This window comes from Leisingera coralii, from assembly GCF_049056525.1.
In the GTDB taxonomy this organism is placed as follows: domain Bacteria; phylum Pseudomonadota; class Alphaproteobacteria; order Rhodobacterales; family Rhodobacteraceae; genus Leisingera; species Leisingera coralii.
This window is the reverse complement of sequence record NZ_JBHUPT010000039.1, coordinates 14,017-36,489: the sequence shown is the minus strand read 5'-3', so window position 1 is coordinate 36,489 and position 22,473 is coordinate 14,017. Positions and strand designations below refer to the sequence as shown.

22 protein-coding genes are annotated in these 22,473 nt (G+C 62.4%); 8 read left to right on the top strand and 14 right to left on the bottom strand.

Features of this window, described 5'->3' with window-relative positions; genetic code table 11:
* The coding region (locus tag ACFMBG_RS14150) for a hypothetical protein (RefSeq protein ID WP_421055346.1) at window positions 1-201 on the top strand (201 nt) is incomplete at its 5' end.
* A gap of 171 nt (window positions 202-372) precedes the next feature.
* Here ACFMBG_RS14150 and glnT read toward each other — a convergent pair.
* The 6 genes from glnT to ACFMBG_RS14120 all read right to left on the bottom strand — a co-directional run bounded on the left by glnT (window position 373) and on the right by ACFMBG_RS14120 (window position 6,446).
* A complete protein-coding gene (gene glnT, locus ACFMBG_RS14145; RefSeq protein ID WP_421055345.1) occupies window positions 373-1,704 on the bottom strand; it encodes a type III glutamate--ammonia ligase in 1,332 nt (443 codons plus the stop codon).
* 76 nt (window positions 1,705-1,780) lie between these two features.
* Window positions 1,781-3,112 (bottom strand): FMN-binding glutamate synthase family protein, encoded by a 1,332-nt coding sequence (locus ACFMBG_RS14140; RefSeq protein WP_421055344.1) that lies wholly within the window; start codon window positions 3,110-3,112, stop codon window positions 1,781-1,783.
* Between the two features lie 18 nt (window positions 3,113-3,130).
* Entirely contained in the window at window positions 3,131-3,814 is a 684-nt protein-coding gene (locus ACFMBG_RS14135; RefSeq protein ID WP_421055343.1) for a GltB/FmdC/FwdC-like GXGXG domain-containing protein, read from the bottom strand.
* Between the two features lies 1 nt (window position 3,815).
* A complete protein-coding gene (locus ACFMBG_RS14130; protein WP_421055342.1) occupies window positions 3,816-4,712 on the bottom strand; it encodes a class II glutamine amidotransferase in 897 nt (298 codons plus the stop codon).
* A gap of 133 nt (window positions 4,713-4,845) precedes the next feature.
* Window positions 4,846-5,061, bottom strand: coding sequence for a hypothetical protein (locus tag ACFMBG_RS14125; RefSeq protein WP_421055341.1), 216 nt, complete (start codon window positions 5,059-5,061; stop codon window positions 4,846-4,848).
* A gap of 11 nt (window positions 5,062-5,072) precedes the next feature.
* Entirely contained in the window at window positions 5,073-6,446 is a 1,374-nt protein-coding gene (locus ACFMBG_RS14120) for an ammonium transporter (protein ID WP_421055340.1), read from the bottom strand.
* Between the two features lie 550 nt (window positions 6,447-6,996).
* Between ACFMBG_RS14120 and ACFMBG_RS14115 the strand changes: the two genes are divergently transcribed.
* From ACFMBG_RS14115 to ACFMBG_RS14100, 4 genes are all read left to right on the top strand, one after another.
* Window positions 6,997-8,133 (top strand): aminomethyl transferase family protein, encoded by a 1,137-nt coding sequence (locus tag ACFMBG_RS14115; protein ID WP_421055339.1) that lies wholly within the window; start codon window positions 6,997-6,999, stop codon window positions 8,131-8,133.
* Window positions 8,134-8,205: 72 nt separating this feature from the next.
* On the top strand, window positions 8,206-8,817 hold the full coding sequence (locus tag ACFMBG_RS14110) for a dimethylamine monooxygenase subunit DmmA family protein (RefSeq protein ID WP_421055338.1): 612 nt from the start codon (window positions 8,206-8,208) through the stop codon (window positions 8,815-8,817).
* On the top strand, window positions 8,814-9,779 hold the full coding sequence (locus ACFMBG_RS14105; protein ID WP_421055337.1) for a PDR/VanB family oxidoreductase: 966 nt from the start codon (window positions 8,814-8,816) through the stop codon (window positions 9,777-9,779). Before ACFMBG_RS14110 ends, ACFMBG_RS14105 begins: the two co-directional genes overlap by 4 nt.
* 11 nt (window positions 9,780-9,790) lie before the next feature.
* Window positions 9,791-10,837 carry a heme-dependent oxidative N-demethylase family protein gene (locus ACFMBG_RS14100; protein ID WP_421055336.1) on the top strand — a complete coding sequence of 349 codons (1,047 nt, stop codon included), beginning with the start codon at window positions 9,791-9,793 and terminating at the stop codon, window positions 10,835-10,837.
* A 310-nt stretch (window positions 10,838-11,147) separates the two neighbouring features.
* Here ACFMBG_RS14100 and ACFMBG_RS14095 read toward each other — a convergent pair whose 3' ends face one another.
* The 7 genes from ACFMBG_RS14095 to ACFMBG_RS14065 all read right to left on the bottom strand — a co-directional run bounded on the left by ACFMBG_RS14095 (window position 11,148) and on the right by ACFMBG_RS14065 (window position 17,270).
* Window positions 11,148-11,804 carry a helix-turn-helix domain-containing protein gene (locus ACFMBG_RS14095; protein WP_421055335.1) on the bottom strand — a complete coding sequence of 219 codons (657 nt, stop codon included), beginning with the start codon at window positions 11,802-11,804 and terminating at the stop codon, window positions 11,148-11,150.
* Window positions 11,805-12,042: 238 nt separating this feature from the next.
* Window positions 12,043-12,651: a tetratricopeptide repeat-containing protein gene (locus ACFMBG_RS14090; RefSeq protein WP_421055334.1), complete on the bottom strand. Its 609-nt coding sequence runs from the start codon at window positions 12,649-12,651 to the stop codon at window positions 12,043-12,045.
* A complete protein-coding gene (locus ACFMBG_RS14085) occupies window positions 12,602-13,309 on the bottom strand; it encodes an ABC transporter ATP-binding protein (RefSeq protein WP_421055333.1) in 708 nt (235 codons plus the stop codon). The genes ACFMBG_RS14090 and ACFMBG_RS14085 overlap by 50 nt, the downstream gene beginning before the upstream one ends.
* Window positions 13,299-14,066 carry an ABC transporter ATP-binding protein gene (locus tag ACFMBG_RS14080; protein WP_421055332.1) on the bottom strand — a complete coding sequence of 256 codons (768 nt, stop codon included), beginning with the start codon at window positions 14,064-14,066 and terminating at the stop codon, window positions 13,299-13,301. Before ACFMBG_RS14080 ends, ACFMBG_RS14085 begins: the two co-directional genes overlap by 11 nt.
* Complete coding sequence (locus ACFMBG_RS14075) at window positions 14,063-15,043, bottom strand: branched-chain amino acid ABC transporter permease (protein ID WP_421055331.1); 981 nt, start codon at window positions 15,041-15,043, stop codon at window positions 14,063-14,065. Before ACFMBG_RS14075 ends, ACFMBG_RS14080 begins: the two co-directional genes overlap by 4 nt.
* On the bottom strand, window positions 15,036-15,905 hold the full coding sequence (locus ACFMBG_RS14070) for a branched-chain amino acid ABC transporter permease (protein ID WP_421055330.1): 870 nt from the start codon (window positions 15,903-15,905) through the stop codon (window positions 15,036-15,038). The genes ACFMBG_RS14075 and ACFMBG_RS14070 overlap by 8 nt, the downstream gene beginning before the upstream one ends.
* A 75-nt stretch (window positions 15,906-15,980) precedes the next feature.
* A complete protein-coding gene (locus ACFMBG_RS14065) occupies window positions 15,981-17,270 on the bottom strand; it encodes an ABC transporter substrate-binding protein (RefSeq protein ID WP_421055329.1) in 1,290 nt (429 codons plus the stop codon).
* Between the two features lie 473 nt (window positions 17,271-17,743).
* Here ACFMBG_RS14065 and ACFMBG_RS14060 point away from each other — a divergent pair, with 473 nt between their 5' ends.
* A complete protein-coding gene (locus ACFMBG_RS14060) occupies window positions 17,744-18,469 on the top strand; it encodes a FadR/GntR family transcriptional regulator (RefSeq protein ID WP_421055328.1) in 726 nt (241 codons plus the stop codon).
* Window positions 18,470-18,492: 23 nt separating this feature from the next.
* Here ACFMBG_RS14060 and ACFMBG_RS14055 read toward each other — a convergent pair whose 3' ends face one another.
* Entirely contained in the window at window positions 18,493-19,794 is a 1,302-nt protein-coding gene (locus ACFMBG_RS14055; RefSeq protein WP_421055327.1) for an ABC transporter substrate-binding protein, read from the bottom strand.
* A 163-nt stretch (window positions 19,795-19,957) separates the two neighbouring features.
* Between ACFMBG_RS14055 and ACFMBG_RS14050 the strand changes: the two genes are divergently transcribed.
* Window positions 19,958-21,304, top strand: a complete 1,347-nt coding sequence (locus ACFMBG_RS14050; protein WP_421055326.1) for an NAD(P)-binding domain-containing protein — start codon at window positions 19,958-19,960, stop codon at window positions 21,302-21,304.
* Between the two features lie 91 nt (window positions 21,305-21,395).
* Window positions 21,396-22,400: a GlxA family transcriptional regulator gene (locus ACFMBG_RS14045; RefSeq protein WP_421055325.1), complete on the top strand. Its 1,005-nt coding sequence runs from the start codon at window positions 21,396-21,398 to the stop codon at window positions 22,398-22,400.
* Window positions 22,401-22,473 lie beyond the last annotated feature (73 nt).

Genomic DNA, 22,473 nt, shown 5'->3' with positions numbered 1-22,473 from the left:
CTTCGCACCAATCTCCTGGATCGGCTTCTTCTGCGCTTCCCGCGCGATCTCAATGTCACTCTTGTAGCTCATGGCCTTCTCCCTGCTGCCATCAGTTCCGGTTCACTCCCCGCGGCGAAAGTTCATTGCGAGGCAAGATATATTCCTATTACTCAATTTATTTTCCTGGGCGTCAACACCTTCCTGAACCGTTTTCCCTGAAAAACAGGAGGTTTCCGGCGCACCTGCCGCCGATCGGAAACAGGCGGAATTTCACCACGGGTGAAGACGGCGCATATGCCGCAGGCGCTGCCGCAAATAAAAAGGCCCGGGCGATGCCCGGGCCGTGCGAGGTCCGGCCCGAAGGCCGGACAGGGGAATCAGAGGCGGGAATCAGATGTCCAGCGTGTTGTCTTTCTCCCAGCGGGAGAAGTGGTTGACGAAGGAATTCCACTCCTGCTGCTTCATCTTCAGGTAGGCGGCGGAGAACTCCTCGCCCATCATCGACTTCAGGCCGTCATCCTTGTCGTAGAAGCGCAGCGCATCCAGCATGTTGAGCGGCAGCTTGGGCGCATCGGTGATCTTGTGGCCTTCGGCATACATGTCGATGTCGTGGCGCGGGCCGGGATCGGCCTTGGTGCGGACGCCGGAGAGGCCGGCCGCGATGATCACCGCCTGCAGCAGATAGGGGTTCACCGCCCCGTCGGGCAGGCGCAGCTCGAACCGGCCGGGGCCGGGGACGCGCACCATATGGGTGCGGTTGTTGCCGGTCCAGGTGACGGTGTTCGGCGCCCAGGTCGCCCCGGACATGGTGCGCGGCGCGTTGATCCGCTTGTAGGAGTTCACCGTCGGGTTGGTGATCGCCGCCAGCGCCGAGGCGTGTTTCATGATGCCGCCCAGGAACCAGCCGCCCTGCTCGGAGAGGCCAAGCTCGGCAATCTGGCCTTCGCCCTTTTCACCAGCAAAGACGTTGACCCGGGAATCCTTGCCGGGCGCGTCCCAGACCGAGATATGGGCGTGGCAGCCGTTGCCGGTGAGACCCTCGACCGGTTTCGGCATGAAGGTCGCCCGGTAGCCGTGCTTCTCCGCCACCGATTTGGTCATGAACTTGAAGAAGCTGTGCTTGTCGGCGGTCGACAGCGCGTCGTCGAACTCCCAGTTCATTTCGAACTGGCCGTTGGCGTCTTCGTGGTCGTTCTGGTACGGGCCCCAGCCCAGCTCCAGCATGTAATCGCAGATCTCGCGCACCACATCATAACGGCGCATCACCGCCTGCTGGTCATAACAGGGCTTCTCAGCGGTATCGAAGGGGTCGGAGATCTCGTCGCCTTCGGGGGTCAGCAGGAAGAACTCGGCCTCGATGCCGGTCTTCACGTGCAGGCCTTCGTCCGCGGCCTCCTTGATCAGACGGCGCAGCACGTTGCGCGGCGCCTGGGCCACATCTTTGCCTTCCATGACGCAGTCAGCCGCCACCCAGGCGACCTCCGGCTTCCACGGCAGCTGGATCACCGAGGACGGATCCGGCACCGCCAGCATGTCCGGGTGCGCCGGGGTGAGGTCAAGCCAGGTGGCAAAACCGGCAAAGCCGGCCCCGTCTTCCTGCATATCCGCGATCGCCTGTGCCGGCACCAGTTTGGCGCGCTGGCCACCGAACAAGTCGGTGAAGGAGATCATGAAGTATTTGACGCCTTTTTCTTTTGCGAAAGCAGCCAGATCAGTCGTCATGGTCCTACTTCCTTTCCCTGTTGAACGTATTTCAAGAATGGGGCGCGGACCGTTGCCGGCCGCGCCCCGCCAATCATCAGAACCCTGCTTTGCCCGGGTACCAGTCGGTACCGGCCAGCGGCACCCGCGCCATGGCGGCGGCCTCCATGGTCAGGGCGCACAGATCCTCGGGTTCAAGGTTGTGCAGGTGGTTGTGGCCGCAGGCGCGGGCGATGGTCTGCGCTTCCAGCGTCATCACCTTGAGGTAGTTACGCAGGCGGCGGCCCGCATCGACCGGGTCCAGGCGCTTCATCAGCTCAGGATCCTGGGTGGTGATGCCGGCCGGATCCAGGCCTTCGTGCCAGTCGTCATAGGCGCCGGTGGTAGTGCCCAGCTTCTGGTACTCGCTTTCCCATTTCGGGTCGTTGTCGCCCAGCGCAACCAGCGCCGCGGTGCCGATCGCAACCGCATCGGCGCCCAGCGCCATCGCCTTGGCCACATCGGCGCCGGTGCGGATGCCGCCGGAGACGATCAGCTGCACCTCGCGGTGCACGCCCAGGTCCTGCAGCGCCTGCACGGCAGGGCGGATACAGGCGAGCGTCGGCAGGCCGACATGTTCGATGAACACGTCCTGGGTGGCGGCGGTGCCGCCCTGCATGCCGTCCAGAACCACAACGTCGGCACCGGCCTTTACCGCCAGCGCGGTGTCATAATAGGGGCGGGTACCGCCGACTTTGATGTAGATCGGCACCTGCCAATCGGTGATCTCCCGCAGCTCCAGGATCTTGATTTCCAGGTCATCCGGGCCGGTCCAGTCCGGGTGGCGGCAGGCAGAACGCTGGTCGATGCCTTTCGGCAGGGTGCGCATTTCCGCAACCCGGTCAGAGATCTTTTGGCCCAGCAGCATGCCGCCTCCGCCGGGCTTGGCGCCCTGGCCGACCACGACCTCGATCGCGTCCGCCTTGCGCAGGTCGTCCGGGTTCATGCCGTAACGGGACGGCAGATACTGGTAGACCAGCTTGGTGGAATGGCCGCGCTCTTCCGGGGTCATGCCGCCGTCGCCGGTAGTGGTCGAGGTGCCAGCAGCGGATGCGCCGCGGCCGAGGGCCTCCTTGGCGGGGCCGGACAGCGCGCCAAAGCTCATGCCGGCGATGGTGATCGGAATATCCAGCTCAATCGGCTTCTTGGCAAAGCGGGTGCCCAGCGTCACCTTGGTCTCGCATTTCTCCCGGTAGCCTTCCAGCGGGTAGCGCGAGATCGAGGCGCCAAGGAACAGCAGGTCATCGAAATGCGGGACCCGGCGCTTGGCGCCGCCGCCACGGATGTCGTAGATCCCGGTGGCCGCCGCGCGGCGGATTTCAGCGTTGATCGGGTTCGAGAAAGTCGCCGACTGGATCGGGACCGTGCGGGGGATGTTATTGCTATCCATGTCTAGTGATCCCTGTCCTTAGTACGCTTGCGCGTTGTCGACGTCGAAGTTGTAGAGCTTGCGGGCGGAGCCGTAGCGCTTGAACTCCTCCGGCTTCGCATCCGCTCCGGCGCGTGCCAGCAGATCCTTGAGGATCTCGATGTGCTCGGGGCGCATTTCCTTCTCGATGCAGTCGGCGCCCAGGCTCTTGACCGAGCCGCGCACAAAGAAGCGCGCCTCGTAGCAGCTGTCGCCCAGCGCGTCGCCCGCATCGCCCAGCACCACCAGATTGCCCGCCTGCGCCATGAAGGCGCACATGTGGCCGATGTTGCCATGCACGACGATGTCGATGCCCTTCATCGAGATGCCGCAGCGCGAGGAGGCATTGCCCTTGATCACCAGGAGGCCGCCATGGCCGGTGGCGCCGGCATACTGGCTGGCGTCGCCCTCGACGATCACGGTGCCGGACATCATGTTTTCCGCCACGCCCGGACCGACCGAGCCTTCGACCCGGACCGTCGCCTGCTGGTTCATGCCGGCGCAGTAGTAGCCGGTGGAGCCCTTGACGGTCACTTCGATCGGGGAGTTCAAACCAACGGCAATCGCATGGCTGCCCTTGGGGTTGACGATTTCCCAAGCAGTCTTGTTGGAGCTGCCGTTCAGTTCCTGCAGGGCCGAGTTCAGACCGCGCAGGCCATTTGCTTCAAGATCATATGTCTGCATCTTAGTGGTTCCAGAAGTAAACGGTTGCGGGTTCAGGCTCCCAGACCTTGGCGTCTTCGATGCCCGGCAGGTTCACCAGTGCGCGGTATTCGCTGCCGAACGCCACATACTGGTCAGTCTCCGCCATCACGGCCGGCTTACAGGCGATCGGGTCGCGGACCACGCCAAAGCCGTCCTTGGTGCCGACCACAAAGGTGAAGAAGCCGTCCAGATCCTCCAGGCTGCTTTCCAGCGCCTCGCCCAGAGATGCGCCGTTCTGCATCTTCCAGGTCAGATAGGCAGCGCCCACCTCGGTGTCGTTCTGGCTTTCGATCCGCACACCCTCACGGCGCAGCTTGCGGCGCAGCGCGTTGTGGTTGGACAGCGAGCCGTTGTGCACCAGGCACTGGTCGGAACCGGTGGAGAACGGGTGTGCGCCCTCGGTAGTCACGGCGGATTCCGTGGCCATACGGGTGTGGCCGATGCCATGGCTGCCGCTCATGCCGCGCACGTTGAAACGCTCGGCGACCTTCTCGGGCAGACCTACTTCCTTGTAGATCTCGATGGTGTCGCCCGCGCTCATGACGCGCATGCCGGGACGCAGCTCGGCCAGCGCGCTGCGGGCCTCCTCTTCCTTGCCTGCGGGCAATTCGAGAACCGCGTGGGTATCGATCACCCGGATCGAAACATCGGCGCTCAGCGCTTCGGCCAGCGCGCCGTCCAGACCGTCAAAGGCCTCTTCCGGCGTGTCGGACTGAACGGTGAGCTTTGCCCGCCCATTCGTATCCGCGCCATAGATCGCAATGCCCGCACTGTCCGGACCGCGGTCCGTCATGGTGATGAGCATATCGGTGAGCATATCGCCCAGTTTTGGCTCAAGTGATTTGTCTTTTAGAAAAAGACCGACAATCCCGCACATGGGTGTGCCTCCTGCTTTTCATCTCGAATCAACGCTAGCAGTTTGCGATCTACCGTTCAACTCTTATGAAACTTATTTTCCTGCGAAGGAAAGAAAAGGCGCGCCATTCTGGCGCGCCTTCGACCGGATCGGGTCAATACTTCTCAAGCAGATTGTGTATTTTTTCCGTGTCTCCCATCCGCTTGGCCTTCTCCAGATGCGCGCCTTCGCGGACAAACTGGATCCTGTGCCAGGCAATCCAGAAGACCACCCCGAGGACCACCATCAGCCCCTCTGATCCCTGGAACGGATAGACCGCCCCAACCTCTGCCAGATCCACCGCCCAGCTGTCGTAACCGATCGTAGACATTTCAATTCTCCTTATTCAGCTGGAACGCCAGCACCATTCACCGCAGCCTTGTCGGCAGCAATGATCTCGGCCTTGGCATCTTCGTAGGCATGGTGCTCAGCGTAATCGAGACCTTGCAGCTCGACCTCAACCGGGATGCGCAGCACGCCGGCAGCAGCCTGCATCTTGGCGATCACATAGCCTGGCAGCCAGCCCAGCACACCGAACATGATCACCGCACCGATGGTCTGGCCAACCGGGTTCACGGTGGCGAAACCTTCATACGGCGAGCTCGGCGCGCCCCACAGCAGGAAGCCAGCGATGATCAGGCCCACGATGCCGGAGTAGCCATGCACGGCAACAGCGCCCACCGCATCGTCGATCTTGAAGGTGCGCTCGACCCAGTAGTGCAGCTTGTAGACGATCACGACACCAACCGCGCCGACCAGCATCGCCTGGATCGGGTGATACAGATCGTTGCCCGCAGAGGCGGTGATAATGCCGGCCAGACCGCCGGAGAAGGTCCAGAACGCATCGCCCTTGGACACCACATAGGCCGCCATCAGGCCGCCGGACAGCGACATCAGGAAGTTGAAGGTGATCGCAGACAGCGAGGTCGGCGCCAGATAGATGTTGGTGGCCGTCCAGGTCTCGCCAGTCAGCAGCCCGCCAATACCGTCAGGTGAGATCACCGGGATGTTGCAGGCGGCATAGAAGCCCCAGAAACCGGAATAGATCAGGAAGATCCCGATGGTCAGCATCCAGGGGTTATGCGGCGGGATATCGCGCGGGGTGCCATCGGCGGCGAATTTACCCAGGCGCGGTCCCAGCACCATGATCACGCCCAGCGCATAACCGCCGGCAATCGCGTGGATCACGCCGGAGGCATAGGCATCATGATAGCCGAGGTATTTCACCATCCAGCCTTCGGCATGCCATCCCCAGGCGGCGTCGATGATCCAGAACACCGAACCGATCATCACCGCATGCACCCACAGGGCCGAGGAGCGGATCCGTTCGATCACCGCACCCGACACGATCGAGGCCGCGGTCCAGGAGAACAGCAGGAACGCTGCCCAGAATACGCCGGTGATCCGGTCGGACAGGTTGGTGCCCATGTTCTGCGACCAGGGCAGGTTCGCCGCGCCCGCGTCATGGTTCAGCCCGCCGAAGAACGGGAAGCTGGGGAAGGCCCAGTAGATCCACCAGCCGAAGAAGAAGAACGTCACCGTGACCAGCGGAATGATCATGATGTTCTTCATAAGTGTGTGCATGTGGTTGCGGTGGCGGCTGGCGCCGACCTCGTACATGCAGAACCCCACGTGAATGAGGAACATGAAGACAACCGTCACCCAGTAATAGAACTCGGTGAACACGGTTGTTAACGCGTTCAGATTACCATCCAATGTTTTGCCCTCCTGTTGGCAGTGCTCCCGGGCTTTTTGCCTCTTGGGAATATTATTTTCCTTTATTCTGTGTCTCAGGCTGCTGAGCTGTCAATAATCATGTGAAAGTTTATTCACTGACAGGGAAGCATGCTCGCTCCCATGCGCCCCATCTGGCCCTCCCGTCATCCCGCCTTAGCTTCGCGCCTCCAACGGCTTAGCGCGCCCCGCCTTTGCCCGGCTGCCAGCCCCACGCGCCCTCGGAACAGTGGCCAAAACCCTATGGGAACGGCCTGTTTGCGGCGGAATCACGCGATTCTCCGGCGCTGGAATCACCCGATTCTCACTCTGAACGGGTCAACCGGCGGCATCCGCAACCTCAAGCCTGCGCCTAAAAAGACCATTTCAGGCCAATCCATGCCGCAAAGCCGTGAGGAATCGGCCTTTTAAGCGAAATCTTTTTCCTGATAGGAATATTCATTGACACAGCGCCCCCTCTCTTGGCTAACTGGACCAGACCAATGGAACCAAATCAAGAATTTTGGTCCGCACCAATAGGGAGACTTAGAAAATGACTGCATCCTGGCGCTTCTCAACCCTTGCTGACCGCCACCGGGCGTTGGGCTCGGACCTGGAAGACTGGAGCGGCATGGGCACCGCCTGGACCTATGACAAGGACCAGACCGAAGAATACATGGCGATCCGCACCAAGGCGGGCTTCATGGATGTGTCCGGCCTCAAGAAGGTCCATATCGTCGGCCCCCACGCCAGCCACGTGATCGACCGGGCCACCACCCGCAACGTCGAAAAGATCAAACCCGGCCGCAGCACCTATGCCTGCATGCTGAATGACGACGGCAAGTTCATCGACGACTGCGTCATCTACCGCATGGGCCCCAACAGCTGGATGGTGGTGCACGGCTCCGGCCAGGGACATGAGACCCTGACCCGGGCTGCGCAAGGCCGCGACGTCGACATCCGCTTTGACGACAACCTGCATGACATTTCACTGCAGGGTCCGATGGCGGTCGATTTCCTCGAAGAACAGGGCGTGCCCGGCATCCGCGACGTGGTCTATTTCAGCCACATCCACACCACCCTGTTCGACAAGCCCGTGACCATCTCCCGCACCGGCTACACCGGCGAGCGCGGCTATGAGATCTTCTGCCGCGGCCAGGACGCGCCGCACATCTGGGACAATCTGGTCGAAAAAGGCGCCCCGATGGGCATCATCCCGACCCGCTTCACCACCCTCGACCTGCTGCGGGCAGAGAGCTACCTGCTGTTCTTCCCCTATGACAACTCGGAAATGTACCCCTTCGAGAACGAGAAGTGCGGCGACACCTTGTGGGAGCTGGGCCTCGACTTCACCGTCTCGCCGGGCAAGACCGGCTTCCGCGGCGCCGAGGAGCACTACCGCCTGAAAGGCAAGGAGCGCTTCAAGATCTACGGCGTCAAGCTGGAAGGCACCGAGCCGGCCGAAGAAGGCGCGCCGCTCCTGCGCGACGGCAAGCAGGTCGGCGTTGTCACCATCGGCATGTACTCGCCCCTGAACGAGCACAACGTGGGCATCGCCCGCATGCCGGTCGACTGCGCCGAACCCGGCGTGCCGCTGACCGTCAAGAACTCCACCGGCGAAATCCCCTGCGTCGCAGCGGAAATGCCGTTCCACGATCCGGAAAAGAAACGCCGGACCGCAAAAGGCTGAGCCGAATCCCGGGCGTCCCCATTCCGGGGGCGCCTGTTTTCGTTCACCCGGACTGCAGGAAAAGCGACCCACATGTCTAAGACCCAATTCCCCCCTTCGATCACCAGCCGCCCGGTGTACGGCGAGCTTGAGGCCCGCCCCGGCAGCGGCCACCTGATGATTGCCGATGCCGAAGGCGCCGAGGCGATCCTGGATCTGGCCAAATCCGTAGACAAGGATTTCTGGGCCAAGGCCCATATCATCTACATCCCCAAGAAAACCGGCGCCAAATACAGCAGCCAGCTGGAAGAGCTGGGTGCAGGCCAGTTTTATGCCGGTCCTTCCTATGAGGCCGCGCAAAGCCGCATCCGCCGCGCCTTGCTGGACTGCCACATGGGCACCCAGGTGTACCTGACCGGCACCGAAAGCCTGATGGGCCAGGCCATGGCCGAGGCCACCGCGGCGGGCATCCCGCACACCGCGATCCAGACCGAACACCGCGGCTCCACCGCGCGGCGCATGCAGTGCGTGCACTGCAAGGGCATCACCGAGGACGTCACCACCGACCCGTTCGAATGCAGCCACTGCGGCCTCAGCCTGTTCGTGCGCGATCACTATTCGCGCCGCCTCGCTGCCTTCCAGGGCGTGCGGGTGGATGCCGAGGATCCGGGCAACATCCCCGAGAAAGTGGAGCTGTTCAAATGAGTGCTGGCACCGCAAAACTGAATGTCACCGTGGCCGAGGTCAAACCGATCAACGACCTGGTCACCCGTTTCAAATTCGTCCGCACCGGCGGCGGCGATCTGCCCACCTTCTCGGGCGGGGCGCATACCGTGGTGGAGATGCAGGACGGCGATATCACCCGGCTCAATGCCTACTCCCTGATGTCCAACCCGGCAGACCGCGGCGCCTACATGATTTCGGTGCGGCGCGACGATCAGGGCCGCGGCGGCTCCAGGTTCATGCATTCCCAGGTCAAAGAGGGGATGGAGATGGTGATCTCCAACCCAGTGAACCTGTTCTCGCTGGACCTGCGCGCCAAGAAGCACCTGATGCTGGCCGGCGGTATCGGCATCACCCCCTTCATGGCCCAGATGCACCAGCTCTCCATGATGGAGGGCCACTTCGAACTGCACTACGCGGTCCGCACCGCGTCGCTGGGCACCTACGCCAAGGAACTGGCTGAGCGCTATCCCGGCAAAGTGCATATCTACCATGACGACCAGAAAGAGGCGATCGACCTCAAGACTCTGCTCGCCAACCAGCCGCTGGGCACCCACGTCTACGTCTGCGGCCCCAAGGGTATGATCGAATGGGTGCATGGCACCGCCGAGGAGATGGGCTGGCCGCGCGAGGCCGTGCATTCCGAGGAATTCCTGGCGCCTGCCTCCGGCAAGCCGTTCGAGGTGAAATGTGCGGTCTCCAACAAGATCGTCCAAGTCGGCGAGCACCAGTCGCTGCTGGAAGCGCTGGAAGCGGCCGGCATCGACGCCCCCTACCTCTGCCGCGGCGGCGCCTGCGGCCAGTGCGAGACCAATGTCATCGGCTATGACGGCAAGTTCCTGCACTACGACCACTGGCTGACTGACGAGCAGAAGGCCGGCGGCAAGCACATCATGCCCTGCGTGTCGCGCTTTGAAGGCAAGACACTCGTTCTGGACCGCTGAGGGAGAGAAAGATGACCATTCAATTCAACGACGAAACCTTCTACGGCGACTTCACCTTCAAGAACTCGGACTGGGCAATCAAACGCTTCCCCTTCCCGTTCCACGAAGACAGCTACATGTACTCGGTGAACATGGAGCCGCATAAGTCCTACCGGCCCGGCTCGGTGTTCGAGCGCACCTTTGACGTGGACGAGCATTATGTCTCGGAAATGAGGGACCGCGCCCGGGTGCTGGCCAATGATCCGCTGCGCTGCCAGTCGCTGCCGCATATGACGCTGGCCGGCTGGGACCTGCTCGAGCTGATCATGGAGGCCAAGGCGGCCGAATACCCGGACTTGTTCGAACTGCACAAGGACGGCAACCGCTGGCGCTGGATCAACAAGCCGCTGGGCATCGACGACACTTTCACTTTCCTGGATGAAAGCACCCTGCCCTACGGGCCGATGGAATACATCACCCGTCAGACCCAGGGCGATTTTGCGGTGCTGGACCAGCGCGACGACAACCTGTGGATGGATGCCGGCATGGTCACCACCCAGGCCGACTGGTCGCTGGACTTCGACATCGGCATGAACTTCTTCGAATGGCACGCGCCGGTGCCGAAGGCGCACGAAATGGGCATTTTCGTGCGCGCCCTGAAGTTCCTGCTGAACATCCAGCAGGGCCAGCCGGCCCGCCGCCTGAACTGGACGATGACGGTCAACCCGCTCTTGGACACCTCCCCCGAGAACTACCACAAATGGGGCGTGATGAAGCAGGGGCTGACGATGGACAACATCGGCGAGAAACAGCACCTGCGGGTCGAGCTGCAGACCTTCTTCCGCCTGCCCCGCTCCAACGCGCTGGCCTTCCCGATCCGCTGCTACCTGATCAGCTTCAACGATCTGGTGACGGTGCCGAAATGGGGCCGCCGCCTGCACCGGGTGATCCGCGACCTGCCGGAGGAGCTGGCGACCTACAAGGGCTTCATCGACAACCGCCCGCTGATGGTGGAATGGCTGTCGCAGTATGACGACGGCAGCCCGACCTCGGACGGTATCTGGCCCGACGACGATTGATCCCGAGCGGACCTGGCGGGCCGTCCCTACCCCCTGTCACTTAGGCCCGCCTCACTGACTGCCGTTGCCTCTGGCTCCGGCAGTTTCTTTTTTGTCCGCAATGGGGGAAGCGGCGCCCTCCCGCCCCCGCCTCAGACGGCAGGCTGCGCCTTCCCCCTGGGCGGCGTTGGGCCGGGCAGCGCGCTGCGCACGCTGCATCCGCAAAGCTTTCCGAAAAACGCAACAGCGCCGCGCATCGCGCGGCGCCGGGCCCAACTGTGCAGGGGCATCTTCAGATGCCGCGAAGCAGGCGGGAGCGCCCCGCCGCGCCTCAGCTCGACTGCGGGTAGGAAATGATCGACAGGTAGCGCGCGGGCAGCTTGACCAGGCTTTCCGGTCCATGCGGCGCATCGGCGTCAAAAAACAGCGTATCGCCGGGCTTCAGCGGAAACACCTTGTCGCCGTGCCGGTAATCCACCTCACCTTCCAGCATGTACAGCATCTCGATACCGTCATGCTGGAAGGTCGGGAAGACATCCGACTCCTCGGTCAGGGTGATCATGTAGGGCTCCACCATCACGCCCGAGGCATTGGCGCCGAGATGGCCCAACAGCTGATACTGATGCCCGGCCCGCGTGCCGGCCCGCTCGGTCTCCACCCCTGCGCCCGATTTGGTATGCACCGCCTCGCGGGTCTCCTCGAAGCGGCGGAAGAAGGAGGTGATCGGCACGCTCAGCGCATTGGCCAGCAGCTGCAGCGTGGTCAGCGACGGCGAGGTGTTGCCGTTCTCGATCTTCGACAGCATGCCAATCGAGAGACCGGTCAAATTGGCGAGATCCGCCACAGTGATGCCCTGCTGGCGCCGGAACGACCGCACTTCGCGGCCGATCGCCACTTCCAGAACTTTTTCCGAGCCCTCGCGGACACGATGCGGATCTTGAGAAAGGTTATTTGCCACTGCGTCGGTATCGTCTTTAGGTTTAGCCACTGTGTTATCTTCCTTATTGACGGCCTCTGACAAGCGCGCAGCGGCGCGATACGCAAAAACTTTTCAAAGCGCAAGAAATCACGCGAAAATTATTTTACTGCCATTACCAGTTTTTCCCAAGCCCTCACCGCCTGGGGACAGAAAATAGTTGCCCCGCAGCACCGGCTGGCAAAGGTGCAAACAGAAAACCCGGGCCAGCTAGCCCGGGTTCCACCGCGTCTCCGCAAACATGTGCGGCTTACGCGTCCAGCAGCAGCAGGCAGGCCCCCAGAACCTTACGGGTTCCGTCAAACACCGTGGGCTTCTCCCCGCGCCAGCGGCTGGCATGGCGGTGCAAAGCCGCCCGCCCCGAGGTCAGGTTGCGCAGCGTCTCCCCGGCCTCCGCCGCAATCCGGCCCACCCGGGTTTTCAGATTGGCGTGAAACGTATCGCGGTGCAGCGCTTCCATCCGCAGATGAAACAGCGACGACCGGCTGCGCGGTGCGATTTCCATCGCATCTATCTGCTCTGCCGCTCCGGCCCAAACCCGCAAGGCGCGGGCCTGCAACCGCTCCGCCTCCTCCAGCGCGCCTGCCCGGAAGTGCAGCACCGCCAGGTTGGCGGGCGCCGCGGCCCGGCGCAGATCAGCGGCCGGAAACGCCACCCGCGCCAGCAGATCCGCCAGCCGGAACAGGCGCATGGCCGGGCGCGAACACCCGCCCTCGGCCTCCGCCAGCGCCCGCTCCATCAGCCTTTCCCAGGCCAGATCGGCACGCGACCACCCCGCCTCGCGCGCCACCCGCATCTCCGCGTCCGGCTTAAAGCCCCAGATACGCGGCGCGGACGTGTTCGTTTCCGTGAAGCTCATCTGCAGGACCCTCCATTGCTGCATTTCCGGTTTCCAGGACATAGGCGTAATCGGCCAGCTCCAGCGCCAGTTCGGCATTTTGCTCGACCAGCACCACCGACAGCCCGTTGGCGTTGATTTCCTCAACGATCTGGGCAATTTCCTCGACGATCACCGGTGCCAGCCCCATCGACGGCTCATCCATCAGCAGGAGCCGCGGCTTGGACATCAGCGCCCGCCCGATGGCCAGCATCTGCTGCTCGCCCCCCGACATGGTCTTGGCCATCTGGGTGCGCCGCTCGCGCAGACGGGGGAAGCGTCTGAAGACATCCTCCAGATCCGCCTCAACCGCATCCTTATCCTTGCGCAAAAACGCCCCGGTGTGCAGGTTCTCCTCCACCGTCATGTCGGGGAAGATCCGCCGCCCCTCCGGCACATGGGCGATGCCGTTGGCCACAACCTTATGCGCGGGCAGATGGTCGATCCGCTTGCCCTCAAAAGTGATCTCACCGGCGGTGATCGGCAGCATCCCCGACATCGCCCGCAGGGTGGTGGTCTTGCCCGCGCCGTTGCCGCCGATGATGGTGACGATCTTGCCCTCCGGCACCGCGACCGAGATGTTCCGGATCGCGTTGATCTTGCCGTAGTTCACGGCGATGTTTTTCATCTCAAGCAACATGGCGCGCCCCTCCCAGGTATGCCTCGATCACCGCCGGATGGTTGCGGATCTCCTGCGGTCCGCCCTCGGCCAGGAACTTGCCAAAGCTCATGCAGGTGATGTTGTCGCACAGCCCCATGATCGCCTGCATGTCATGCTCCACGATCAGGATTGTGATCCCGTCCGCCTTGAGCCGCTCCATCAGGTCCATCATCTGCCGGGTCTCTTCCGGGTTCATGCCGGTGAAGGGCTCATCCAGCAGGATCACGTCCGGATGGCTGGCATAGGCCACCGCCATACCCAGCGCCCGCTGGTGGCCGTGGCTCAGATCCCCGGCGCGTTCCTGCATCACATGATCCAGCCCGAAGAACTCCAGCGCCTCCCTGGCCCGAGCCTCAGCGCCGCTGCGGTCCTCCTTGTCCCAGCCGATGATCGCGGCAAAGATATTCGGGCGGAACGGCATATGGGTGCCGACCAGCGCGTTTTCCAAGACGGTCAGCTCAGCAAACAGCGTCGAGTGCTGGAAGGTGCGCACCACCCCGCGCCGGGCCACCTCATGCATCTGCAGGCTGGAGATATCCTCACCCCGCAGCAGCACCTGCCCCTCGCTTGGCTTGTAGAAGCCCGAGATCATGTTGAACGTCGTGGTCTTCCCCGCGCCGTTGGGACCGATCAACCCGTGGATCGAGCCATGCGCCACCTTGAACGACAGGCTGTCCACCGCCGTCAGGCCACCAAACCGCATGGTCAGGTCTTTGACTTCCAGAAAATCTGTCATTCTGCCGGGCTCCGTTCCGGCGCGCTCTCAGCAGCGCGTCTTTTGGTGAGTTTCTGCACGATGCTTTCCAGCCCGGTGGGCAGGAACAGGATCGACAGGATCATGATGGCGCCATAGACCAGCGGCCGCATCTGCTCGAGCCCCAGCTCCCGCAGCACAATCTCGTTCAGCACCGTCAGCACCACGCAGCCCAGGATCGGGCCATAGAAGGTGGCGGTGCCGCCGACAATCGCCCAGGTCAGCACAAAGACCATCAGGTCGATGTCAAAGGCATTTGGGTTGATGGTGCCGACATAGTGCGCCAGCAGCGCGCCCGAGATGCCGGCAAAGCCCGAGGCGATGGCGAAGGCCAGCGTCCGGTAGGCCCGCACATTCACACCCGAGGCCTGCGCCAGCTTGTCCTGCCAATGCACCGCATGGAAGGTGAGGCCCACCGGCGACTTCTCGATCCGCCACAGGATCCACAGGCAGAAGGCGACGATGACGCCGGCGAAGTAGTAATATGACGTCGGCTCGAAGAAATCGAACTGGTAGAAGCCAACCGAGAAGTCCGGCATCGGGTCGATCCCCTTGATCCCCTTGGCGCCGCCAAAAGGGTCCCGGAACCGCTTCCACAGCAGGCGGATGATCTCCCCCGCCGCAAACGATCCGATCAGGAAGTAGAACCCCTTCATCCGGAACAGCGGGAACGACAGCAGCACCGCAATCAGCGCTGCTATCACCCCGCCCAGCAGCATCGAAACCGGTACATAGACACCCAGCTTCTTGGTCAGAAGCGCCGAGGAATAGGCCCCCACCCCCATGATCACCACATGCGCCAGCGACCATTCACCGGTCAGCGTCAGCAGCCGGTAGCTGGCAACCAGCAGCACATTGATGGTCAAAAACACCAGGATTTCCTGCTGCGAGAAGCTCAGCCCATGCGGCAGGGCGATCAGCGCGGCGATGGCCGCAGTCCAGATCAGGAACTTAGGCACGGTCCGCACTCCCGAACAATCCGGTCGGCTTCACGATCAGCACAACCAGCATCAGCGACAGACCCACGATGTCGGCCAAGACACCGTCCCAGAAGGTGGTCACAAAGGTATGCACCAGCGCATAGGCGATCGAGGCGACAATGGCCCCCTCCAGCGAACCAACCCCGCCGACGATGATGACGATAAAGGCCGTGACGATCACCGAATGCCCCATGTGCGGGTTGACCGAGACCAGCGGTGCGGTCAGTGCCCCGGCAATCCCCGCCAGGCCTGCACCGATGAACATGGCAATCCTGGCGGTCTGGGTGATCGAAATCCCCTGCAGCGCCGCCGCCTCCGGATCCTGCGCAGAGGCGCGCAGTGCCCAGCCGAACCTGGTCCGCTTCAGGAAATACCAAAGCGCCGACAGCAGCACCACGGCGGCAATGATCACGTAAAGCCGCGCCACCGGGAGCCGCACCTTGTCGCTGAAGGCAATGACCTCCTGCGTGACCGGCGGGATATGCACCATCCGCACGCCGAACCCCATCACCGCCAGCGCCTGCAGGATCATCAGGAACCCGATCGACGCAACCAGCCCGCCCAACGGGTTGTCCTTCAAGGGCCGGAACAGGGCCTTTTCCATCAGCAGGCCCAGACAGCCCACAAACAGCAGGCCGACCGCCACAGCCAAAAAGAACGGCACGTTCAGCCCGGCATACAGCGCCACAATCGCATAAGCGCCCGCCATGAACAGTTCGCCATGGGCAAAGTTGATCACGCCCATGACGCCAAAAATCAGTACAAGCCCCACAGCAACAAGGGAAATATAGCTCGCAGCATACACGGCGTTGAGGCCGGTCTGCGCCAAAAGGTCAAGCATCGGATTGTCTCTTTATTCAGTCGGTCTCGCGGTGCGGGAAAAGGTCCCGCACCGCCTGATGGCCTGCCTGAAAGGTCAGCTGCGCTGATCCCACATCTGGTCATAGGCCTTCATGTGCTTGACCAGCAGGTCGCCGTGCTTGGCGTACCACTCGGGGATCGAGCGGAAGTCCTTGATCCTGGCCTTGCCCTTCTCGATAGCCACCACCGGCCAGTCGCCGACCAGCGCGTTGTCGATGCCGAACAGCTCGGTGCCCCACCAGTCCGCATCGCCAAAGGCGTGCTTGCCCTTACCTTCTTTCATTGCGGCCGCCACCGCATCCGGGCTGGCCGACCCGGCCTTCTCCGCCGCAGCCTTCCACAGATCCATGATCGAGGCATATTCCCAGCTCACCGCGCCCCACTGGCCCGGATGGCGGGTATTGAACTCGGCATAAAAGCCGTTCGGGTCGGTGAAGTTGATGTTGTCGCCATTCAGCGCCGGGTCATCGAAATCGGGGAACTGGAAAACAAAGCCTTCCATGAACTCTTCCGAGGTCTTGGCGATCATCTGATCATAGAAATCCGCGGTGCAGGAGATGATCTGCCCCTTGAACCCCTGCTGGAACAGCTGCTCGGCAATCGGATGCACATAATCGCTGTAGCAAGTGTCAAGGCAGACGATATCCGGATTCTTGCTGATCAGCCGGGTCACCACCGGCGCAAAGTCTGTGGTTGCCGGGTCGAACAGCAGCGGCTCGTCCAGCATCTCGATGCCCGCCGCCTCAAAGGCCGCCAGATAGGTCGCAACCGACGGCAGCCCCAGCGCGTCGTCCTGCGCACACATCACCGCGGTTTTCAGCTCTGGCTTGTTCTCGGCCAGCCACTCAACCCCGGTCACATTGTAGATCGGATGCACCTCGGCCGGCGCAATCAGCGTATTGGTATCGGGCGACAGGTCCGACGGCAGCAGGGTGGAAAACAGCATGCCGGTCTTGTCCGCCACCGGCTGCACACCGGGCCAGGTGTCGCCGCCCAGCATCATGATGAAGCTAACCCCGTCCTCGCGGATCAGCTTTGTGGCGCCAGTGCGCGCTTTGGCCGGATCGTATTCATTGTCATAGGCCACAAACTCGACATTGTAGCTACCATCGCCCAGCTTGATGCCGCCCGCGGCGTTGACCCGCTCGGCCCAGATCTGGCAGCCGTCCAGCCCCGGTTTGCCCCAGGCCGCCACCGCGCCGGTCAGCGGCGCCAGGAAACCGATCTTGATGGTATTGCCCGCCGCTAGCGACGCGCCCGGCAGCCCGGCACTCATCGCGGTGACCGCTGTCGATTTGAGGAACGTCCTCCGGGTCAGCCCCGATTTCACGATCTTGGAAATCATTTTTGTCTCCCATGTTGGACCCGCCTGTTTTTTGCGGCGGTGTGTTCTGCGGGATGGGATCCCTTCTGCGGGCTCTGGTGCCAGCTCAACGTCACTGAACCAGTTAGCCCAAATTGGACCCATCCTGGACCAAGGCTAGCAGCGAGATGGTTCACCTCCAAGAAATTTTCTTTCACTTTCGGCGCTCAAAAGGCACCAAAATAGAACCACAGGCACAGATTTACGGCAAAACACGCGCTAAAAACGGCATCAAAACATAACCTTACGGCTCATCTTCAAAACACGGGAAGGAAACCAATTTAAGAACCAATTTCTTCTGTTTTCTTGCCGTCCGGCGCAGGAACCGCTAGGCTGAGGGCCAATCACAGCTGCGTCAGATGGTTGCACTCCCGCCGCCAAAACCGGTATTTGCACCTTTGACACAGTGATCAGGAGCAGGGGATTCTCCCGCTCGTCCGGCCCGGAAAACAGATATGAGCTCAGCGGAAGAGACGACCTCGCAAATCCTGACCACGCATTCGGTGGGCGCTACCGTACAGGTGGTGATCGACACGCTGTTTGCCCGCATCAAGGCAGGCACCTACCCGGTCGACACCCGCCTGCCGTCCGAACGGACGCTGGCCTCGGAACTGGGTGTTGCCCGCAATACCGTGCGCGAGGCGCTGGATGTGCTGGCCAGCCAAAACGTGATCCACCGCCGTCCGGGCTCCGGCAGCTTTGTCAAATTCCGCTCCGACCCCAAGCCCGAAGCCTCCTATTCCTCGCTGGCCAAGGAGGTGTCGCCGCTCGACCATCTGGTGGTGCGCGGTATCCTGGAGCCGGAACTGATCCGCCTGGCAGTCATCAACATGACCCCGCGCCAGATCGAGGAGCTGGATGAGATCCTCTCGCGGGTCGAAGCCGTGCGCACCGATCCGGGCGAGTTCATCGAGGCGGAGGAGGATCTTTACCGCAAGATCGCCGAAGGCACCGGCAACCCGCTGCTGCACTCCTGCTATGAGCTGACGATCGAGGCCTGCCGCCTGTCCTACCGCACCGCCCTGCGCCGCCGCCACCTGACGCCGCAGCGCATCCAGGACTACCAGAAACGCTATAACACGCTGTTCAACGCCATCGCCTCACGCGATGTGGAATCCGCGGTGGAATTCATCAAGCTGCACCTGATCGACGAGCAGAAGCTGCTGCTGCAGGAGATCTGAGCCCGCTCAGCCCTTCTGCCCGGTCAGCCTTGCACGGCGCGCGATCCGACCTGGCTGCCCGGCGCGCCGCTTTCCAGACGCTGGTGCCACAGCTGCCCCAGCGCCGCCATCTCTGCCTTCAGCAGGTTGGAATGCTCGGCCAGCCAGCCGGGGATCGACCTGAACGCGGCGATCCGCGCCTTGCCGTCCTGAATGGTAACCACCGGCCAATCGCCGACCAAGGCATTGGAAATGCCAAAGATATCCTCGCCCCACCATTCCGCATGGCCAAAGGCGTGGGTGACATGCCCCAGCTGTTTCATCGCCGCCAGCACCGATGGCGGCTCGACTGAGCCCGCCTTCTCCACCGCGCTGTGCCAGATGTCGAGGATCGCCACATACTCCCAGCTCACCGCCGACCAGCTGCCCGGGAAGCGGCGGTTGTACTCCTCAAAGAACACATGCGGGCGGTTGAAGAAAAACGCCTTTTCCCGCAGCATCGGGTCGTCGAAGTCCGGGAACTGGAACACCACCCCTTCCATGAATTCAACTGAGGTCTTCTCCACCAGCTGGTCATAGCCATCCAGGGTGCAGCTGATGATCTGCCCCTTGAAGCCCTTGGCATAGGCATATTCCGTCATCGCATGCACCATCGGCGCGTAAGACGAGCACCAGCACAGGATATCGGCGCCGCTCTCCAGCATCGGATCCACCACCGGGCCAGGGTCGCTGGTTCCCGGATCATACTGCACTTCCCGCAGGATCTGCTTGTCCGCGGCCTTGAACGCCGCCCGGTAGACCGCCTGCGCGGGCAGCCCCAGCAGATCGGCCTGGCTGCACAGGGCGACGGTTTTCAGCTCCGGCCGGTTCTCCGCCAGCCAGGCCACCCCGGTCACATTCTGGATCGGATGCGCCTCGCTCGGCGCGATCAGATAGGGCGTGTCCGGCGACAGGTCGGTCGGCAGTAGCGTCGATGTCAGCACCTTGTTGCGCATCAGGAAATCGCGCACCGGCGCAAAAGTGTCCCCGCCCAGCATCAGCATCAGCTTGACGTTATGCTTCTGCACCAGTTCCACCGCGCCCTCCAGCGAGCGTTCGGGGTCATGACCGCAATCGTAGGAGTGGATGCGGATCGGGTAGCGGCGGCCGCCGATCAGCAGCCCGCCAGCCTTGTTCAGACCGTCTTCCCAGATCCGGCAGCCGTTCAATCCGGGCAGCCCCCAGCTCTCGACCCGGCCCGAAAGCGGGCCCAAAAAGCCGATATTCACTGATTCTGTCATCCCCACAGACAGCCGGGGCAGCGCCGCGCGGGCGGCCAGCTGGTGCGCAAAACTCGTCGTCTTCATGGCCTGAATCCTAACAATAATTCTCTGCCCCGCCAGTCCAATCCGGGAAAAATCATATTCCTTCCGTGAAAATATGTTGACTCGGCGGTGCAATTTTGGACCTTATTGGATCAGACCAAAAGAACCAAACACAGATATTGGTCTATACCAATGGGAGAGCCACATGACCAAGAAACGAATTGCCATCATCGGTGCCGGCCCCTCCGGCCTGGCCCAGTTGCGCGCATTCCAGTCCGCCGCCAACAAAGGCGAAGAGATTCCGGAGATCGTCTGCTTCGAAAAACAGGACAACTGGGGCGGGCTGTGGAACTACACCTGGCGCACCGGCCTGGATGAGAACGGCGAGCCGGTCCACTGCTCGATGTACCGCTACCTCTGGTCCAACGGCCCCAAGGAGGGCCTGGAATTTGCCGACTATTCCTTCGAGGAGCACTTCGGCAAGCAGATCGCCTCCTACCCGCCGCGCGCCGTGCTGTTCGACTACATCGAAGGCCGGGTGAAAAAAGCCGAAGTGCGCAAGTGGATCCGCTTCAACTCCGCCATCCGCTGGGTCGAATACAACGAGGATCAGGGCAACTTCACCGTCACCGTGCACGACCATTCCAAGGACAGCACCTACAAGGAAGACTTCGACCACGTGATCTGCGCCTCGGGCCATTTCTCGACCCCGAACGTGCCGTTCTACCCCGGCTTCGACACCTTCAACGGCCGCGTGCTGCATGCCCACGACTTCCGCGACGCCCGCGAGTTCAAGGACAAGGACATCCTGATCCTCGGCGCCTCCTACTCCGCCGAAGATATCGGCTCGCAGTGCTGGAAATACGGCTGCAAGTCCATCACCTCCTCCTACCGCTCGGCGCCGATGGGCTTCAAATGGCCGGACAACTGGGAAGAAAAGCCGGCGCTGGAATCGGTCAGCGGCAACACCGCCACCTTCGTCGACGGCACCCAGAAGGAGGTCGACGCGATCATCCTCTGCACCGGCTACAAGCACTACTTCAACTTCCTGCCGGACGATCTGCGCCTGAAGACCGCCAACCGCCTGGCCACCGCCGACCTGTATAAGGGCGTGGTTTATGCCCATAACCCCAAGATGTTCTATCTGGGCATGCAGGACCAGTGGTTCACCTTCAACATGTTCGACGCGCAGGCCTGGTGGGTCCGCGACGCGATCATGGGCAAGATCGAGATCCCGGCGGACAAGGCAACCCTGCTGGCCGACGTGAAGGAGCGCGAGGAGCGCGAGGAAGCCTCGGACGACGTCAAATACGCGATCAAATACCAGGGCGACTACGTGCTGGAGCTGATCGAGGAGACCGACTACCCGACCTTCGACGTGGCCGGCGCCTGCCAGGCCTTCTACGAGTGGAAGGGGCATAAGGCCAAGGACATCATGGCCTTCCGCAACAACTCCTACAAATCGGTCATCACCGGCACCATGGCGCCCGTGCACCACACCCCGTGGAAGGACGCTCTGGACGACTCGCTGGAATCATATCTGCAGAACTAAGCAGATCCGCCCGCGCCGTTTCCCTTCCTGTACGGCGCGGGCACCCTTTCGCTGCTGTGCGAATCCCCTTTCGCAAGCTAAAATCAACCCCATGCAGCGCGACAACACCATGACTCTCGGCTTCCTGATTTTCCCCGGCTTTCCAATGGCCTGCCTGACTTCGGCCATCGAACCCCTGCGGGCGGCAAATGAAATTGCCGGCACCGAGACCTTCCGATGGAAACTGATCTCCGAGACCGGCGCCAGCGTGAACGCCTCCGCCAATGTGGCGTTCCAGCCCGACTGCTCGCTGGACCAGACTGAGGACATCGACACCCTGTTCCTGCTGTCCAGCCCGCAAGGCAAATTCGAGGACCCCAAGGCCTCCAACGGCAAGCTGCGCCACCTGGCCCGCCACGGCACCAAGATGGGCGCAGTCTCCGGCGGGGTGTTCCCGCTGGCCCGCTCCGGCCTCTTGGACGGGCACAGCTGTTCGGTGCACTGGTGCTACAAGGCCGCCTTCACCGCCGAATTCCCCTCGCTCGCCACCGTTGACGACGTGATCGTCCTCGACCGCCGCCGCTTTACCGCCAGCGGCGCCGCGGCGATGTTCGACCTGTCGCTGAAACTCATTGAACAGGCCCTGGGCGACGCGGTGATGACCGAGGTCGCCTGCTGGTTCCAGCACCCGATGGTCCGCGCCGAGGGCGTGCGCCAGAAGATCCCCGCCTTCAAGACCGACAGCACCGCCGACAGCCTGCCGCCGCCGGTGGCCAAGGCCGTCGAGCTCTTTGCCGACAATCTGGAGCACCCGGTGTCGATCCGCGATGCCGCCAGCCAGATCGGGGTTTCCCCGCGCCAGCTGGAGCGCAGTTTCAAATCCGCCACCGGCCAGAGCCCGGCGATCTACTACCGCACGCTGCGGATGAACGCGGCGCGGCAGCTGGTGATGTACTCCCGCGACTCGATCACCTCGATCGCCAACGCGGTGGGCTACGCCACCTCCTCGACCCTGTCGCAGCACTACCGCGAGAGCTTCGGCGTCACCCCGCAGGAAGAACGCCGCAAGGTGAACCTGTTCCGGGTCCAGGACAACCGGCCGATCCCCTCGGTCTGACCCCGCCGCCCTTTCTGATTAACCTTTGGCAGCCGCTGGAATGTCCGCGGCTGCCTTTCCTCATGCTTTCCTC